The sequence below is a fragment of the Amycolatopsis samaneae genome (genome assembly GCF_039541975.1).
Taxonomy (GTDB): Bacteria; Actinomycetota; Actinomycetes; order Mycobacteriales; family Pseudonocardiaceae; genus Amycolatopsis; species Amycolatopsis samaneae.
Map to the genome: position 1 here is coordinate 594,055 of NZ_BAABHG010000001.1, position 14,796 is coordinate 608,850.

Sequence of the window (14,796 nt, forward strand, 5' to 3'; positions counted from 1 at the left end):
CGCCGGTCAGCTCGCGGTGAGCCGGACTTCGTCGGCGACCGGGTCGAACCGGAGGAACACCTCCCCGGGACCGCCGCCCTCCGTGGCCATCGACACCGGTTTGGCGAGGCACGTCCCGATGGCCCGGAGAAACCCGCAGAACAGGTCCAGCCGGTCCTGGCCCTGCAGCTCCCGGAGGTCCACGTCGAAATCGATCCGGTCCTCGGCCAGCAACAGTTCCGGCACCGCCCCATTCTGGCAGCGAAAAGTCAGGGATTTCCTTTCGGTTGCCCCGGCGGGCAATCCGCGCGTGCGGGGCCGCGGGTGCGGCCCCGCACTCCGGGTGGCCGAGCCGAACGGCGTACCGCTTCCCGGCGATCAGGTAGTCCTCAGCGGAGAACCAAGGCCCGGGCCGCGCCGTCGACATGGAACGCGTTCGCGATGTCGGCCAGGCTGCGTCGGGCATAGGCGGCGGGGACGTCGAGGGTGGCGACCGACTGACCTTCCCTGGCCGTGGCACCACACTGCGGCGCACCCGGCTCGCCCGCCCACGAAGGAATGGCGTAGGCGGACACGATGGTGCCCTGGTCGTCGTAAACGGCTTCGATACGAGTAATGGTGGCGTCGGGACTCCGCGGCGTACGGGGCGCCGGAGAGAACTTGGCCGGTGCCACTAATGCGGTTGGGGTAAACGTCACCGACCAGCCCGGGCCGCCGTTGGCCCGCCAGTTGACCCATATCTTCCCCTTGTTCGCCCATTCCCATACCATTTGCAGCGCCGCCTCCGGCGGGCCGTCGTCTTTGGGAAGACCGGACATACGCGACCAGTGATGATCATCGAACTCCCAGGTGTACCACCAGGACGACTCGGCTCCGGGGGCCAGGTAGGTCGATCCCCAGGTCGAGGAGTCGACCCCGACGCTGTACGGGCTGGTGGCCGGGGCGAGCGCCTGCTGGCTGCCCACGCCCGCCTTCGTGGGCGCGGCGGTTACGGTTCCCGCGCCCAGCACGCCGGACAATACGAGCGCGCCCATCGCGCCCACCACGACCCGTCTTCGTGTTTCCCTCATGAATGAACTCCCCGTCCGTCGAATCACCCTGAACACCCCATGGCCGCGGCGGCCACCGCCACCCATGCGGTGACGAGAAGGCGCACCGCTTCCTCCCTTGAGGTCATTCCTGCCGGGCCTGTCGGCTCAGCGGTCTCCACCATGGCGCCGCACCCTGTGCACCGACCTTGCGTCGACCTGGCGAACCAGCCAGCATCGGGTGCGGGACGCCTTTCGTGCACAGTCGATCGCTGTGGGGGATCCGTGGAGTTCCGGATGTTCGGCGAACTGGAAGTGTGGTCGGCGGGCCGGTCGCTCAAGGTGGGGACGCCACGGCAGCAGGCGGTGCTGGCGGCACTTGTCGTCGACGCGCGAAGACCGGTCGCGATCGAGACCCTCATCGACCGGGTCTGGGGCCACGCCCCGCCCGCCGATCCCCGAGCCGTGCTGTACTCGCATCTGAGTCGAATACGACGGCTGCTCACGCAGATAGTCACTCTCCCCGGCGGAAAGCCGGTACGGCTCGAACGCCGGTACGCCGGGTACGTGCTCGATCTCGACCCGGAGTCGGTGGATCTGCACCGGTTCCGGCGCCTGGTCGAACAGGGCGGCGACCGGCGGCACGACGACCACGTCCGGGCCGCCGTACTCGCGGAGGCGTTGGGCTTGTGGCGAGGGCCGCCGCTGGCGGGCGTTCCGGGAGAATGGGCCGTACAGGTCCGCGACAGGTGGGACCGCCGGCGGTTGGACGCGGTGGTGCAGTGGGCGCGGATCGAACTCCGGCTCGGCCATCCCGCCGCGGTGCTCGGCACGGTACCCGACTTCCTCGCCGAGCACCCACTGGCCGAGCCCCTCGAAGCCGTGCTCATGCGAGCGCTGCAGGCGTCCGGGCGGGGCGCGGAAGCCCTCGACCGGTATACCGCCGTCCGGCAGCGGCTGGCAGGCAGGCTGGGCGCGGATCCCGGTCCCGAGCTCCGTGCCCTGCACCAAGCCATGCTGCGCGGCGAACTGCCACACTCACCGCCGCATCACCCGGACTCCACGGCCACGCCTCCGCCCGAGACGTCGTCCGGCCGCACCGAGGCGGTCACGAACGACGCGCCACCGAGCCGGGCGTGGTTACGGCCGCCCCACCGACGCGCCGTGCCCGCCGTCCTGGCCGCGGTCACCATCGTGACGGCGATCGTGTCGGGATTTCTCAGCCAGCAGGGCAAGAATGGCGGTTCACCTTCAAGTCTGTCGGTCGACCGCGCGCACGAGCTCTTCGCCGCGGCCAGGGAGCGCGACCGGGACGGCAGAGCGGGAGACGCACAGGCGACGCTCGTCGTCGCGGTGCGGCTCTACAACGAGCTGGTCAGGACGGACCCGGACCAGAACGCGTCGCCGCTCGCCCCCGCCGTCATCGAGGCGCTGGGCCGGGCCGGCGTGGACTCCAGCGTCCCGGAGACCACCTTGCGGACCTGGCTCGCCAATCCGGCCTTCACCCCCTACCCGGCGATCGCCCAGGCGTTGCTGCTCCAGGGATGGCGGCTCGAAGCCCCGGTCTTTCTCGACGTCATCGTCTGGAACTACGAGCACCTGCCCGGCATCAGGTCCCCCCACGACGTCGTGGACGTGCGACCCGATGCGCTGAGGGCGGCTGTCCTGGAGGCGTCGAACACCCGCCACGGGACACAGGTGAGGGACTTCGAGCGGCTCCTCAAACCTTGAGAGGCTTGTCCGGCGGAGCCGAGGGACGCCTTCGGTGCGTCCAACGCAGCGAGGGACGCCCTTGGTGCATCCAACGCACCCGGGGCGTCCCTCGGACGCCACGCCAACCGCGCGTTTCTCGGACGCGCGGTGCGCTACGCCGTGGCCCACGGGTATCCGGCAGTTCGTGGACATCGGTTCCGGTCTGCCCACCGCGGGGCAGGTGCACAAGATCGCCGACCACGCCGTTCCGGGTGAATGCCGGGTGGTCTACATCGACAACGAGCCCATCGCCTACGCCGACACTTTGCTCGGCCAGCATGCCGACAGGCGACGCTACCACGCTCCACGCGGATCTGCTCGACTACGCGGATCTGTGGCGGCGGGTGACCCGGATCGCAGGAATCGACCCGGACGAGCCGATCTGCCTGCTCGTGGTGGCGATGCCGCACTTCGTCCGGCCGGAACGGGCCCTGGCGTTCCTGCGTGACCGCCGACGCGGTACCTGCCCGCTTCGATCGGGGTGGCCGGGCCCGGCACCGCCATTGGCCGTGGGCGTGCGAGATCACCGGATCGGCTGTCCCGGATGTCGCCGTGGCCGGGTGGGACCTTGGGACCTCGCCAGCCGGTCGAGCAGCGGGATACGGCCGTGATTGGGCACCGAGGTCAGCGGATGACCGGTGATGCCCCAGCGTTCGAGGAGTGTCGTGGCCGCGGCCCAGCCCGTGGTGGCCGCGCGTTCCATCAGAGCGACGGGGAGATCGATCCGGACGCCGTCACCGGCGAGCACCAGCGCGGGGTCGGGAGTGGCCACGTGCGGCCGGTTTTCGAAGTCACCGGGTGCGAACAGCGGGCAGTCCTGCCGACGTAGTGTTTTCGCGTCGATGACGGTCGCGTCCGCGGTTTCCGGGTAGAGCCGGTGCAGCCGCGCGTCCATCTCGCGCGCCAGGTCGGCGGTCTTTTCGGTCGTCGCCGCGTAGGCGTGCAGTTCCACGACGGACCCGCCGGTGCGGGCGGCCCAGCGGCGGGCCTGGCCTTCGAAACGGTCGAGCAGGCTGATGTTGTCCAGCGAGGCGATGCCTCCCGTGCCGAGGAACGGTGGCCGGTGTGCGGCCGCGGGACGGTCGAGCCACAGACGCCGTACGAAGAAAGGTGGTGCGCTGCGCAGCCCGCTGACGAGGGTTCGCCAGGCGGGGGTGCCGACGGTGGGGGAAGCGGCGAGGACGCTTTGCAGACCGGGCAGGTCACAGGCCAGGACGACCGCGTCGACGGTCTGTTCGCCTCCGCTGTGCGTGACGGTGAACCCGCGAGAGAAGCGTTCCAGCGCGAGGACAGCGGTCGCGGTGTGGATGGTGACCCCGCGAGCCGTGAGGTACTCGGCGAGCGGATCCCAGAGCGCCTGCGGAAACGGTTCGGTCGGCACGTCGAAGACGAGTCCTTCGCTGGAGCCGAGAAAGTAGAGATGGAACATCGTCGCCAGTTCGGCGGCGGAAAACTCGGCGGGGTCGGCGAAGAAGCTGCGCGAGAACACTTCGAGCGCGAGATGCCGGGCGGCGGGCGGAAAACGTATCGACTCGAGGAAGCTCGCCGCGTCGACGTGGTCGAGGCGGTGGTACGTGTCGGGCACGCGTACCGTCGCCAGAGGCAGTGCCTCGCGGGCGCTGAGCCGCACCAGGTCACGGAACCGGAACGTGGGGCTGCGCAGGGCGAACGCGAGCGCGTTCCACGGTGGTGTGCGGGGCAGCCCGGCGAAGGTGTCGGTGCGGCCCTGCGCGTCGACCAGCGGGTAGTCGGCGAGCGGGGCGAGGCGTTCCAGCCGGGGATCGGTGCGGGTCAGCAGCGCGCGGAGGTTGTAGTACTGGCGGAAGAAGGCGTGGAAACCGCGGCTCATGGTGACCGGTGTGCCGTCGGTGAGCTGGTCGGGCCAGCCACCCACCCGGCCGCCCAGATAGGCCTCCCGTTCGAATACGGTAACGCTGACGCCGCGTTCCGCCAGCCCGGTCGCGGCGGTCAGCCCGGCGATCCCGGCGCCGATCACGGCGACGGTGGGACGGTGGCCCAGCAGACCGGCGTCGGCCAGCCCGGCGGGCGCGGGGTGGGTGACGCGTCTGGGGTCCGGGCGTCGTGCCGCGGTCACGGTTCCTCCCGCGCGGCGGTGCCGGTGATCGTGTGCACGATGCCCCGTTGCCACCCGGCGACCGACTCGGCGCGGACGTCACGAAAGCCCGCACGGGTGAGCCGTGCGGTCAACGCGGACGCGCCGTCGAAGCGGAGCACGCTGCGGCGCAGATGGCGGTAGAGGGTCGCGTCGCCGGTCGTGACTCGCCCCAGCGGGATGATCACGCCCGCGCAGACCGCGTTCCACACCAGCAGGGCGCGCCGGGAGTCGCGGACCGAGTACTCGTGCAGGGCGATCCGGCCACCGGGGCGCAGGAGGTTCCGCAGCCTGCGCAGCTGCGTGTCGGGGTCGGCCAGGTTGCGTACCAGATAGGCGGCGAAAACCGCGTCGAACGGGCCCCGCACACCGGACATGTCCTCGATGGGAGTGTGGACGAACTCGACGTTCCCCGGCCAGGACTTGGCGCGGGCCTGGTCCAGCATCGCGGCCGAGGCGTCGAAGGCGGTGATCCGGGCCGCCGGCGCGACCGACACCAACGCCGCGGTGGACGCGCCGGTACCGCATCCGGCGTCGAGCAGCCGCAACCCGTCACCGTCGCCGGGAAGTCCGAGCCGTTGTGCCGAGAGCCGGAGGTGCCGGTGGTACCCGGGGCTGGCGCCGGTGAGCCGGTCATACCAGGGGGCATGGGCGTCGAAGGCCGACGGTACGTCCGCCCGGGGCAGCCCGTCACGGGACATGCCGCTCATGAGGTCTCCTGTTCGTCCGTGTGTGGCTTTCGGTGTTCCCACCGCAGCAGGACCGCGGTCACGAGCGCGAAGCCGAAGAGGAAGTCCTCGATCGGGATGTCCCAGGGGATACGCCAGCCGGTGATCTCTCCCGGCGCGTAGCGCACGATCGGCGCGGACAGCTTCGTGAGCCAGCCGTCCACGGGAATCTGGAAGCCGGTGACGATCACGACGGTGACCCAGTAGGCGGTGCGCCGGAACAGCCCGGTCCGCAGCACCACGAGTTCGGCCGCGACCACGACGACGACCGCGAGCACGGCCGGAACCGTGTAGCCCCATGGCATCACCGCGGCACCCGCCGGCGAAGCCAGGCCAGGGTCAGCTGGACGCTCTCGTAGGTCAGCACCCCGCATACCGGGATGACCACGAAGAACAGCACCTCCTCCAGGGGAATCGCGAACGGCAGCCGGACGCCGGTGACGAACGCGGGCGTGAAGTCCCAGATCCCGGCGGCGATCGCGAGCGCGTCCCACAGCAGGAACACCACGCTGACCGGCAGGATCGCGCGGGCCAGCCGGCGGGGCCGCCGGTAGACGCGCGCCCCGGCGAACTCCAGCGGCAGCGTCACCAGCACGCAGGCCGCCAGCACCAGCAGGTATTCGGCCTTGCCCACCTCAGACCTCCACGGTCGGCGCGGTGATCGTGTCGTGGCGCCAACGCGCCCACAGCGCACGAGACAGGGTGCGGCCCGCCACCGCGAGCCGCAGGCCGCGGGAGACGGTGGCCCGCCCGGCGAACACCTCGCACCCGGCATCCTCGATGCGGTCGAGGATCCGGCCGTACAGCTCCGCCGCGGTGGCCACGCAGGGCCGCGAGACGGGGTGCAGCATGGCGATGCCGGGCGCGGCTTCGCGATAGATCCGGCGGGTGATCGCGAGCTGTTCCCGGATCGCGGCGCGAACCGCGTTGTCGGCCAGCCCTCGCCCGGCGCACCAGGCGAGCCGTGCGCGATCGACACCGTGGACGGCCAGTTCGTCCGCGGGCAGGTAGACCCGGCCGCGGCCGAGGTCCTCGGCGACATCACGCAGGAAGTTGGTGAGCTGGAAGGCGGTGCCGAGCGCGGCCGCGCGGGGCTCGGCCTCTTCGCGGGGCACGACCGTACCCAGGACGGGCAGCATCTGCAGACCGATCACCTCGGCCGATCCGTGCACGTACCGGTCCAGCTCCGCACGCGTCGGGTAGTCGGTGACCGTGAGGTCCATCCTCATCGAGGTCACGAACGCGGTGAAGTACGCGGCCGGCAGCGCGTACCGCGTCGCGGTGTCGACCAGCGCCGCGAGCAACGGATCGTCACTGGTGCCCGCGCGGAGATCGACGAGCAGCCGGGTGTGCACTTCGGACAGACGACCGTCCGTCGATTCCGGGGTGTCGGCGGCTTCCGGCACGTCCACGAGGTCGTCGAGGGTGCGGGCGAATCCGTACAGCGCGTGGACGGCGGGCCGTTGGGCCGGGGAGAGCAGCCGCGTGGCCAGGAAGTAGGTGCGGCCGTGCCGGGCGTTGACCTCACGGCAGCGGGTGTAGGCCGCGCGCAACCGGGGTTCCCGGATGCCGGCCGCGTCGAGTTCGCGGCGGGTCATCGCGGGCCACCGGCCGCGAGATCGAACACCCTGGCGCGGGGCCGGGTGGTGCCCGTGATCCGGTCCGCGGCCAGCCTGCCGGAGATCAGCACGGTCGGTACACCCACGCCCGGTACGGTGCCGCCGCCGGCCAGTACGGCGTTGACCGTGCCGGCGGGCCGGTTGCGCGGCCGGAACGGCCCGGTCTGCGGGAACGAATGCGCGTAGCTGAACGGCGTGCCGGCGACGAGACCCCGGCGTGCCCAGTCGGCCGGGCTGACGATGTGGGAGAACTCGGGCTCGAAACCGGGCAGGTGCCGCTCGCGGACGACGTCGAGGATCTCCGCGGCGTAGGACCCGGCCGCGGCGGTCCAGTCGACCGGCCCGCGCTCGAGGTTGGGGACCGGGGCGAGGATGGAGAACAACTGCCTGCCCGGGGGCGCGAGCGTGGGGTCGGACGCGGTCGGCCGGGTGATCAGCAGTGACGGGTCGCTCATCGGCCGCCCCGCGGTGATCAGGTCGTGGAAGGTGGATTTCCAGCCGTGGCCGAAGGAGATCGTGTGATGCCCGACCTCGGGCGGGACGCCGGGGCCGCCGGTGTGCAGGACCAGCGCGGAGGGGGCCGCCCGCAGCGGCACCGGGCGACGCGGCGTCCGCCCGAGCAACCGGTAGCTCTCCGGCGGCTCGGTGGTGAGGACCACCGCGTCACAGGGGAAGCGCTCCCCCGCGGCGGTACGGACCGCGGTGACCCTTGGCCCGCGCCGCTCCAGCGCGGTCACTTCGGAGTCGTAGCGGAAGTCGACCCCGGCCGCCGCGGCGGTACGGGCCAGTGCCCGCGGCACCGCGGCCATGCCACCGGCCGGGAAGAACACCCCCGCCACCGTGTCCATGTACGCGATCACCGCGTACAGCGCGAGCGCGCGCATGGGTGATTCGCCCGCGTAGAGCGCCTGAAACGTGAACACCCGGCGCAGCCGTTCGTCCCGGACGAACGTGCCGATCTTGGTGTCCCAGCGCCGGAAACCCCCGAGCGCCGCCAGCCGCGCGAGTTCGGGCCGCAGCATGCCCAGCGGGGAGTCGATGTTCGCGTCGACGAAGCGGCCGAACTCCGCGTGGTGGAGACGGGTGAGCCAGTCCCGCAGTCTCAGGTAGCCCGCCGCGTCGGCCGGACCCGCGAAATCGCGGACCGCGGCGGCCATCCGCTCACCGGAGGTGTGGACGGGCAGCACACTGCCGTCGGCGAAACGCGCGGAATACGCCGGATCCAGGCGTTTCAACGGCAGTTCCCGGTCCAGGTCTGCGCCGACCGCGGCGAAGGTGTCGCGCAGGATCGAGGGCATCGTCAGGACGGTGGGCCCGGTGTCGAGCAGGTATCCGTCCCGCTCGGCCCGTCCCGCGAGGCCGCCCGGACCGGGATCGCGTTCCAGGACGGTCACCGACCGTCCCCGGCCTGCCAGATGCAGCGCCGAGGCCAGGCCGGAAAGACCCGCGCCCACCACGACGATCCGGTCCGTGCGCCCGGGAACCGCCTTCACAGGTCCCGCTCCGTGCAGCGCGTCGCGAGCTCGGTGAGCAGACCGAGCGCGTGCCCCGGGACCACCGCCACCCCGATGGCGGCGATCGCCTTCTCGGTGCGTTCGCGGATGAGCTCCTCCATGCGATCACGCGCCCCGGTGGAGGTGATCAGCGCACGCCATCGGGCGACCGCGTCGTCGTCGATCTCGCCGAGCGCGTTCAAATCCGCGAGCGTCGCCCGCTGGTGCCGGTCGGCCATCTGCGCGGCGAGGACCACGACACTGGAAGCCTTGCGCTCACGCAGATCCTGCCCGTCCGGTTTGCCGGTGACCGCGGCGTCGCCGAACACTCCGAGCAGGTCGTCGCGGAGCTGGAAGGCCTCGCCGACGAGCCCGCCGAACTCACCGAGCCGGTCGAGGGTGGCCGCACCGCACCCGGCCAGTGCCGCGCCGAATTCCAACGGGCGCCGCACGGTGTAGTTGCCGGACTTGCGGCGGAGCACGTCCAGCACCGTTTCCCAGCTGGGCAACGCGCGGGCATCGCCGACCAGGTCCGCGAGCTGGCCGACGGCCAGCTCGGCGCGCATGCGGTCGTAGTGTGGCCATCCCCGGGCGAGCGTGGCCGGGTCGAGACCACTGCCACGGAGCATCTGCTCGGACCAGACCAGGAACAGGTCGCCCGCCAGGATCGCCGCCGAATCGCCGAATCGCCGGGCGGACCCGCGCCAGCCCTGTCCGGCGTGCCAGTGCGCGAAGCGTGCCTGCAACGCGGGCCGTCCCCGCCGCATCGGGGACTGGTCCATGACGTCGTCCTGGGCCAGCGCGAAACAGTGCAGCAGTTCCAGGCTCGCCGCCGCCCGCAGCGCGGCGTCGGATTCCGTTCTCCCGCAGCACCAGCCGACGTAGGCGAACAGGGGGCGCAGGCACTTGCCGCCCGCCACGAACTCCGGCAGCGCGGTCTCGGCGACGGTCCCCTCGGCGCGGCCCGCGAAATGTTCGGAAGCCCGCGCGGCCGTGAACTTCCGGGCCTCGGCGAGGCATCTCCGGCCGGCGGTGTCCAGCCACGCGGGGGACGCGTGCCCGGCTGTGCTCACGTCTGCCGCCACACGTTCTCCTCACCACTCGGCAATTCGATTCAGAATCGTTTCATAGATGCCGGTGGCTGTCCACCATGGCCGTCACGGCACGGCTAAGCTGTCGCGGCAGTTCGCGGGCCCGCGTGGTGGCGCGCGGGCCCGGACTGTCGTCAGATGCCGTACCGCGCACCGGTCGGCGGTAGCTGCGGCGGGGAACGTGATGTCGATGGAAGCGGAAGCGGGGGACGCCCCCCGGCACGGGGGATCGTGGGCGCCGGGCAAGGTCGCCGAGATGCTCGGGGTGTCCCCGGTGACGTTGCGGACGTGGAACGCGCGTTACGGGGCCGGGCCGACGTTGCGGGCGGACGGGCGGCACCGGCGCTACTCGGATGCCGATGTCCGCAGGCTGCGGCACATGCAGCGGCTGATCGAGCGTGGCATGCGCGCACGCGAAGCCGCGGCCGCCGTTTTCAGCGGAGCCGGGGAAACAACACGCCGGGAAGCGGTTCCCGGCCTCGTGGCCGAGCTGACGCGCGCGGCCGGGGCTCTCCATTTCGGTTCACTGGCCGCGCTGCTGGACGAGGCACTGCTGGACATGGGGGCCGCCGCGACCTGGACCGAGGTACTCGCGCCGATCCTGCGCGAATTCGGCAGGCGCTGGCAATGCGGCGACGTGTGTTTCGCATCCGAATGGGCGCTCACCAGCGAAACCTCGCTGGCACTGGAGCGTCACAGTGTCCGGTTCGCCGATCCGGCGCCAGGGCGCGTGGTCCTGCTGGCCTGCTGCCCCGGCGAACGTCACACGCTGCCCATGGAGGTCCTGCGCGCCGCGCTGGCCGAGCGGGGTGTGCCGGCGGTCTTTCTCGGACCGATGGCCTCGCCCGAGACCATCGCGGCCATGGCGTCCACCCTCGACCCGAGGCCGGCGCTGCTGTGGTCGACGTCTCCGGCCACTGTGGACGACCCGTTGCGGCAACGCCTGGCACACCAGGGAGTCACGGTCGAGCCGGCCGGTTCCGGGTGGGGACACCTCGCCGACCGGGGCCTGACCGGGGTCGACACCCTGACCGGCGCCCTCGATCTGGTCGCCGCACACCAGGAAACACCCCGTACCGGCAATCGTTGCACAATCGCTCCAAATACGTGAGGATGCTGCCGACCGGTCAAGGCGGCCGGCGACGATCGACGGGAGCGGTTCGCGGTGGATCTCGGTCGGCGGTGGATCGGTCGGTGGCCGGCGCGATGGCCCGTCCAGCCCTTCCGTGAACCGCGATGGGCGCGACAGGAACCCACCTTCGCGGAGTGCGGTCCCGCGCGGATCGACGCCGCGGTCAAGCGCGCCGACGCCCGCCCGGCCGGCAACTGGTTCGTCTTCGGCGCCACCCGCGACGTCCGCGAGGGTCGCCCGTTCGGGGTGACCGTCGGTGGACGCGAACTGGTGGCCTGGCGCCGCGTGGACGGCGCTCTCGTCGTCGGCCCCGGCGCGTGCCCGCATCTGGGGGCACCGCTCGATCAGGCGCGGGTGGACTGCGGTGAACTGGTGTGCCGGTGGCATGGCCTGCGGCTCGGCCCCGGCCGCACCGGTTGGTCCCCGCTGCCTTCCCATGACGACGGCGTTCTGGTGTGGGTGCGGCTCGACGAGGCGGGCGGAGAGCTCCCGACCGAACGACCGGTGGTCCCCGCCCGGCCCGGTGGTGTCACCGTCGACGCCGTGGCGACACTGACGGGGACCTGCGAACCGTGTGATGTCGTGGCCAACCGGCTCGATCCGTGGCACGGGGCCTGGTTCCACCCGTACTCGTTCACCCGGTTACGGGTCCTGTCCGCGCCGCGGGGGCTCGACGTACCGGAGCCGCAGGACCGGTTCGTCGTCGAGGTGACCTTCCGGTTGGCCGGTTCCTGGGGCGTGCCGGTGATCGCGGAGTTCACCTGCCCGGGGCCACGGACCGTGCTGATGACCATCGTCGAGGGTGAGGGCACCGGCAGCGTCGTCGAGACCCACGCCACCCCGCTCGGAACGGGACCGGACGGGCGGCCGCGCACCGCGGTGATCGAGGCGACGATCGCCACCTCGGCGCGGCCGGGTTTCGCGCGGGCCAGCCGGGCCGCGCCGGCGCTGCGCCCGCTGATGCGCCGGGCCGCCGCACGGCTGTGGCGTGACGACATGGCCTACGCCGAACGACGGTTCTTCCTGCGCACCGGATCCGCGTCATGACGGTGTCCACGGTCCGGACGCGCCACGGAGGGGAGGGCGGGCGAGCATGCGTTGCCTGGTGATCGGAGCGACCGGCTACGTCGGCGGACGGCTGGTACCGCGGCTGCTCGACGCCGGGCACGAGGTGCGGGTGCTGGCCCGGTCCCCGGACAAGCTCGCCGAGGTTCCCTGGCGGGACCGGGTGCAGGTGTGCCGGGGTGACGTGACCGATCCGGTCGGTACCGCGGCCGCCATGACCGACCAGCAGGTCGTCTACTACCTGGTTCATTCGCTGACGCGTAAGGATTTCGTGCGGGTGGACCGGGACGCGGCCGAAGTGGTGGCCACCGCCGCCAGGACGGCCGGGGTGGCCCGGCTCGTCTATCTGGGCGGCATCGTGCCGGACGGCACGACCCGTTCGCCGCATCTGGCGTCGCGGGCCGAGGTGGGCAGCGTGCTGCTGGACTCGGGGGTACCGACCGCGGTGTTCCAGGCCGCGGTCATTCTCGGTTCCGGTTCGGCCAGTTTCGAGATGTTGCGCTACCTCACCGAGCGGCTGCCCGCGATGGTGACGCCGAGATGGGTGCACAACCGGATCCAGCCCATCGCGGTGCGGGACGTGCTCCACTATCTCGTGCGCGCGGCGGAGCTTCCGCCCGCGGTGCGCGGTGCGTTCGACATCGGCGGCCCGGATGTGCTGACCTACCTGGAGATGATGCGCAAGTACGCGGTGGTGGCGGGCCTGCCGCGGCGGCTCGTGGTACCCGTGCGGCTGCTGACGCCCTGGCTGTCGGCCCAGTGGGTCAACCTGGTCACCCCGGTGCCACGGGGAATCGCGGTCCCGTTGATCGAGTCACTGGTACACGAGGTCGTGTGCCACGACCACGCCATCGCCGCGCACATCCCGGATCCGGCCGGGGGCCTGACGCACTACGAGCGCGCGGTCGAGCTGGCGCTGGCCCGGATCCGCAGTACCGATGTGCCGACGCGGTGGTCGGACGCGGGTGCCGCGCCGTCGGATCCCCTGCCCACCGATCCCGTGTGGTCGGGCGGCACGGTCTACGAGGACGTACGGGAGCACACGACGTCCGCCTCGCCGGACGCGCTGTGGGACGTGATCGAGTCCATCGGCGGCGAGCACGGCTGGTACTCGTTCCCGCTGGCCTGGTCGGTGCGCGGGTGGGCGGACCGCGTGATCGGCGGTGTCGGGTTGCGCCGGGGCCGGCGAGACCCGCGCCGCTTGCACGTGGGCGAGGCGCTCGACTGGTGGCGGGTGGAACACCTGCACCGGCCCCGGATACTGCGGCTGCGCGCGGAAATGAAGGTGCCCGGCCGCGCGTGGCTGGAGCTCGCCGTCGAACCGGGCCGCGCCGGCGGCGCGGTGTACCGGCAGCGGGCCGTGTTCGAACCGCACGGCCTGGCCGGTCACCTGTACTGGCGGCTGATCGCTCCGTTCCACGGCGCCGTGTTCGGCGGGATGGTCCGCAACATTACCGGCACCGCCGAGCATCAGACCGGCTCAGCGCGGGACCGCGCGCGGCACGAAGGGGAGCGATGACGAGCGGGAGTTCCCGGGACGTCGTGATCGCCGGGGGCGGCCCGGGTGGCTTGCTGCTCGGATACCTGCTGGCGCGGGCCGGCGTCGAGGTGACCGTGCTCGAGTCACGGCCGGATTTCGACCGCGACTTCCGGGGCGACTCGCTGCATCCCTACACGCTGGAGCTGTGCGCCCGGCTCGGCCTGGCCGACGGGCTGCTGGCGCTGGACCACTTCAAGGCGGCTTCGTTCCGGTTCCACACACCGAAGGCCACCTTCAGCGTCGCCGACTACGACCGGCTCGACACTCCCCACAACTACGTCGCGCTGATGCCGCAGGTCCGCTTCCTCGAACACCTCGCGGACCGAGCCGCCGAACTCCCGTCGTTCTCCCTGGAAATGGGCGCCAAGGTGACCGGACTGGTCACCGACACCTCGGGAGCCACCACCGGGGTTCGCCATCGCGGTGGCGAACTCACGGCGTCGCTGGTCGTCGGTTCGGACGGCCGGTTTTCCACGCTGCGCCGGCTCGCCGGGCTACCGGCGAGATCCCTCGGAGCGACGACGGACATCCTCTGGTTCCGGCTCCCCCGCATGCCACACGACCCGCCCGACGCCGACCTGGACCTGTACTACGGTCACGAGAGCTACGTCGGCGTCCTCGGCGGGGTCCGCGACTGGCAAGTCGGATACAGTCTCGCGAAGGGCAGCTACTCCCGGCTGCGAGACGGCGGCGTCGGCCCGATCCGGGACTTCGTACGTGACCACGTGCCCTGGCTCGCCGATCGCGTCCACCTGCTCACCGACTTCAATCAGACCACCCTGCTGTCGGTCGACATCTCGCGGGTGGACACCTGGTACCGCCCCGGTCTGCTGCTCATCGGCGACGCCGCGCACGTCATCTCCCCCGTCGGCGGCAACGGCATCCTCATGGCCGTCCAAGACGCCGTCACGGCGGCCAACCACCTCGTCCCGGCGTTCCGCCGCGGGACGCCGGGGCCGGAAGACCTCGCCGCGATCCAGCACGACCGCCTGCCGTCGATCACGAAGGTGCAGGACCAGCAGGTCCGGATCGAACGCCGATCCGCCGAGGCCAGGGCCCGCGGACGTGGTGCGGCGCCTCCCTCGTTCCTGCGTTGGTTCTTCGCGATCCCGGCGGTGCGTACCCGCAACGCCAGGGACAACGCCTACGGCCCCTGCCCTCCTCGTCTCGACGAGGCGGTGCTGACACCGATCCCGGCCGCGGACTGACCTCACCGTGACCGCTGCCAGCGGGCCTGATCGTGCCGGTCCCCCACA

At 71.7% G+C, this 14,796-nt stretch carries 14 protein-coding genes and 1 pseudogene; 6 read left to right on the forward strand and 9 right to left on the reverse strand.

What is annotated here, in order from left to right; translation table 11 throughout:
• Window positions 1-6: 6 nt before the first annotated feature.
• Together ABD987_RS02630 and ABD987_RS02635 are read right to left on the reverse strand one after the other, a co-directional pair.
• Window positions 7-225: a hypothetical protein gene (locus tag ABD987_RS02630; RefSeq protein WP_345386418.1), complete on the reverse strand. Its 219-nt coding sequence runs from the start codon at window positions 223-225 to the stop codon at window positions 7-9.
• Window positions 226-368: 143 nt separating this feature from the next.
• Window positions 369-1,013, reverse strand: a complete 645-nt coding sequence (locus ABD987_RS02635; RefSeq protein ID WP_345386420.1) for a hypothetical protein — start codon at window positions 1,011-1,013, stop codon at window positions 369-371.
• A 291-nt stretch (window positions 1,014-1,304) separates the two neighbouring features.
• Between ABD987_RS02635 and ABD987_RS02640 the strand changes: the two genes are divergently transcribed.
• Complete coding sequence (locus ABD987_RS02640; RefSeq protein WP_345386423.1) at window positions 1,305-2,738, forward strand: AfsR/SARP family transcriptional regulator; 1,434 nt, start codon at window positions 1,305-1,307, stop codon at window positions 2,736-2,738.
• A gap of 102 nt (window positions 2,739-2,840) precedes the next feature.
• Window positions 2,841-3,211 (forward strand): annotated as a pseudogene (locus tag ABD987_RS02645) (SAM-dependent methyltransferase); the annotation flags it as partial.
• 71 nt (window positions 3,212-3,282) lie between these two features.
• On the opposite strand, the gene ABD987_RS02650 reads toward ABD987_RS02645, so the two are convergent.
• Genes ABD987_RS02650 through ABD987_RS02680 form a run of 7 tightly spaced genes read right to left on the reverse strand, consistent with a single transcriptional unit; the run spans window position 3,283 to window position 9,797 of the window.
• Window positions 3,283-4,854 carry an FAD-dependent oxidoreductase gene (locus ABD987_RS02650; protein WP_345386425.1) on the reverse strand — a complete coding sequence of 524 codons (1,572 nt, stop codon included), beginning with the start codon at window positions 4,852-4,854 and terminating at the stop codon, window positions 3,283-3,285.
• Window positions 4,851-5,582, reverse strand: coding sequence for a class I SAM-dependent methyltransferase (locus ABD987_RS02655; RefSeq protein ID WP_345386428.1), 732 nt, complete (start codon window positions 5,580-5,582; stop codon window positions 4,851-4,853). The genes ABD987_RS02650 and ABD987_RS02655 overlap by 4 nt, the downstream gene beginning before the upstream one ends.
• On the reverse strand, window positions 5,579-5,905 hold the full coding sequence (locus ABD987_RS02660; RefSeq protein ID WP_378213963.1) for a lycopene cyclase domain-containing protein: 327 nt from the start codon (window positions 5,903-5,905) through the stop codon (window positions 5,579-5,581). Before ABD987_RS02660 ends, ABD987_RS02655 begins: the two co-directional genes overlap by 4 nt.
• On the reverse strand, window positions 5,905-6,234 hold the full coding sequence (locus tag ABD987_RS02665; protein ID WP_345386432.1) for a lycopene cyclase domain-containing protein: 330 nt from the start codon (window positions 6,232-6,234) through the stop codon (window positions 5,905-5,907). The genes ABD987_RS02660 and ABD987_RS02665 overlap by 1 nt, the downstream gene beginning before the upstream one ends.
• Before the next feature lies 1 nt (window position 6,235).
• On the reverse strand, window positions 6,236-7,198 hold the full coding sequence (locus ABD987_RS02670; RefSeq protein WP_345386434.1) for a phytoene/squalene synthase family protein: 963 nt from the start codon (window positions 7,196-7,198) through the stop codon (window positions 6,236-6,238).
• Window positions 7,195-8,712, reverse strand: a complete 1,518-nt coding sequence (crtI, locus tag ABD987_RS02675; protein ID WP_345386437.1) for a phytoene desaturase family protein — start codon at window positions 8,710-8,712, stop codon at window positions 7,195-7,197. Before crtI ends, ABD987_RS02670 begins: the two co-directional genes overlap by 4 nt.
• On the reverse strand, window positions 8,709-9,797 hold the full coding sequence (locus ABD987_RS02680) for a polyprenyl synthetase family protein (RefSeq protein WP_345386439.1): 1,089 nt from the start codon (window positions 9,795-9,797) through the stop codon (window positions 8,709-8,711). The genes crtI and ABD987_RS02680 overlap by 4 nt, the downstream gene beginning before the upstream one ends.
• Window positions 9,798-9,987: 190 nt before the next feature.
• Between ABD987_RS02680 and ABD987_RS02685 the strand changes: the two genes are divergently transcribed.
• The 4 genes from ABD987_RS02685 to ABD987_RS02700 are packed head-to-tail and all read left to right on the forward strand — an operon-like array spanning window position 9,988 to window position 14,748.
• The gene (locus tag ABD987_RS02685) at window positions 9,988-10,914 is read left to right on the forward strand and encodes a MerR family transcriptional regulator (protein ID WP_345386441.1); all 927 of its coding nucleotides are present in this window, start codon (window positions 9,988-9,990) and stop codon (window positions 10,912-10,914) included.
• Between the two features lie 54 nt (window positions 10,915-10,968).
• A complete protein-coding gene (locus ABD987_RS02690) occupies window positions 10,969-11,982 on the forward strand; it encodes a Rieske (2Fe-2S) protein (RefSeq protein WP_345386443.1) in 1,014 nt (337 codons plus the stop codon).
• Between the two features lie 46 nt (window positions 11,983-12,028).
• The gene (locus ABD987_RS02695) at window positions 12,029-13,519 is read left to right on the forward strand and encodes an SDR family oxidoreductase (RefSeq protein ID WP_345386445.1); all 1,491 of its coding nucleotides are present in this window, start codon (window positions 12,029-12,031) and stop codon (window positions 13,517-13,519) included.
• Window positions 13,516-14,748 carry an FAD-dependent oxidoreductase gene (locus ABD987_RS02700; protein ID WP_345386447.1) on the forward strand — a complete coding sequence of 411 codons (1,233 nt, stop codon included), beginning with the start codon at window positions 13,516-13,518 and terminating at the stop codon, window positions 14,746-14,748. Before ABD987_RS02695 ends, ABD987_RS02700 begins: the two co-directional genes overlap by 4 nt.
• Window positions 14,749-14,796: the final 48 nt, after the last annotated feature.

What these genes read in the sequence shown, in the direction of transcription:
- ABD987_RS02635 (WP_345386420.1), bottom strand. Translation starts at nt 1,013, where the DNA reads ATGGGCGCGCTCGTATTGTCCGGCGTGCTGGGCGCGGGAACCGTAACC.
- ABD987_RS02700 (WP_345386447.1), top strand. Translation starts at nt 13,516, where the DNA reads ATGACGAGCGGGAGTTCCCGGGACGTCGTGATCGCCGGGGGCGGCCCG.
- ABD987_RS02695 (WP_345386445.1), top strand. Translation starts at nt 12,029, where the DNA reads ATGCGTTGCCTGGTGATCGGAGCGACCGGCTACGTCGGCGGACGGCTG.
- ABD987_RS02640 (WP_345386423.1), top strand. Translation starts at nt 1,305, where the DNA reads ATGTTCGGCGAACTGGAAGTGTGGTCGGCGGGCCGGTCGCTCAAGGTG.
- ABD987_RS02655 (WP_345386428.1), bottom strand. Translation starts at nt 5,582, where the DNA reads ATGAGCGGCATGTCCCGTGACGGGCTGCCCCGGGCGGACGTACCGTCG.
- ABD987_RS02685 (WP_345386441.1), top strand. Translation starts at nt 9,988, where the DNA reads ATGTCGATGGAAGCGGAAGCGGGGGACGCCCCCCGGCACGGGGGATCG.
- ABD987_RS02660 (WP_378213963.1), bottom strand. Translation starts at nt 5,905, where the DNA reads ATGCCATGGGGCTACACGGTTCCGGCCGTGCTCGCGGTCGTCGTCGTG.
- ABD987_RS02670 (WP_345386434.1), bottom strand. Translation starts at nt 7,198, where the DNA reads ATGACCCGCCGCGAACTCGACGCGGCCGGCATCCGGGAACCCCGGTTG.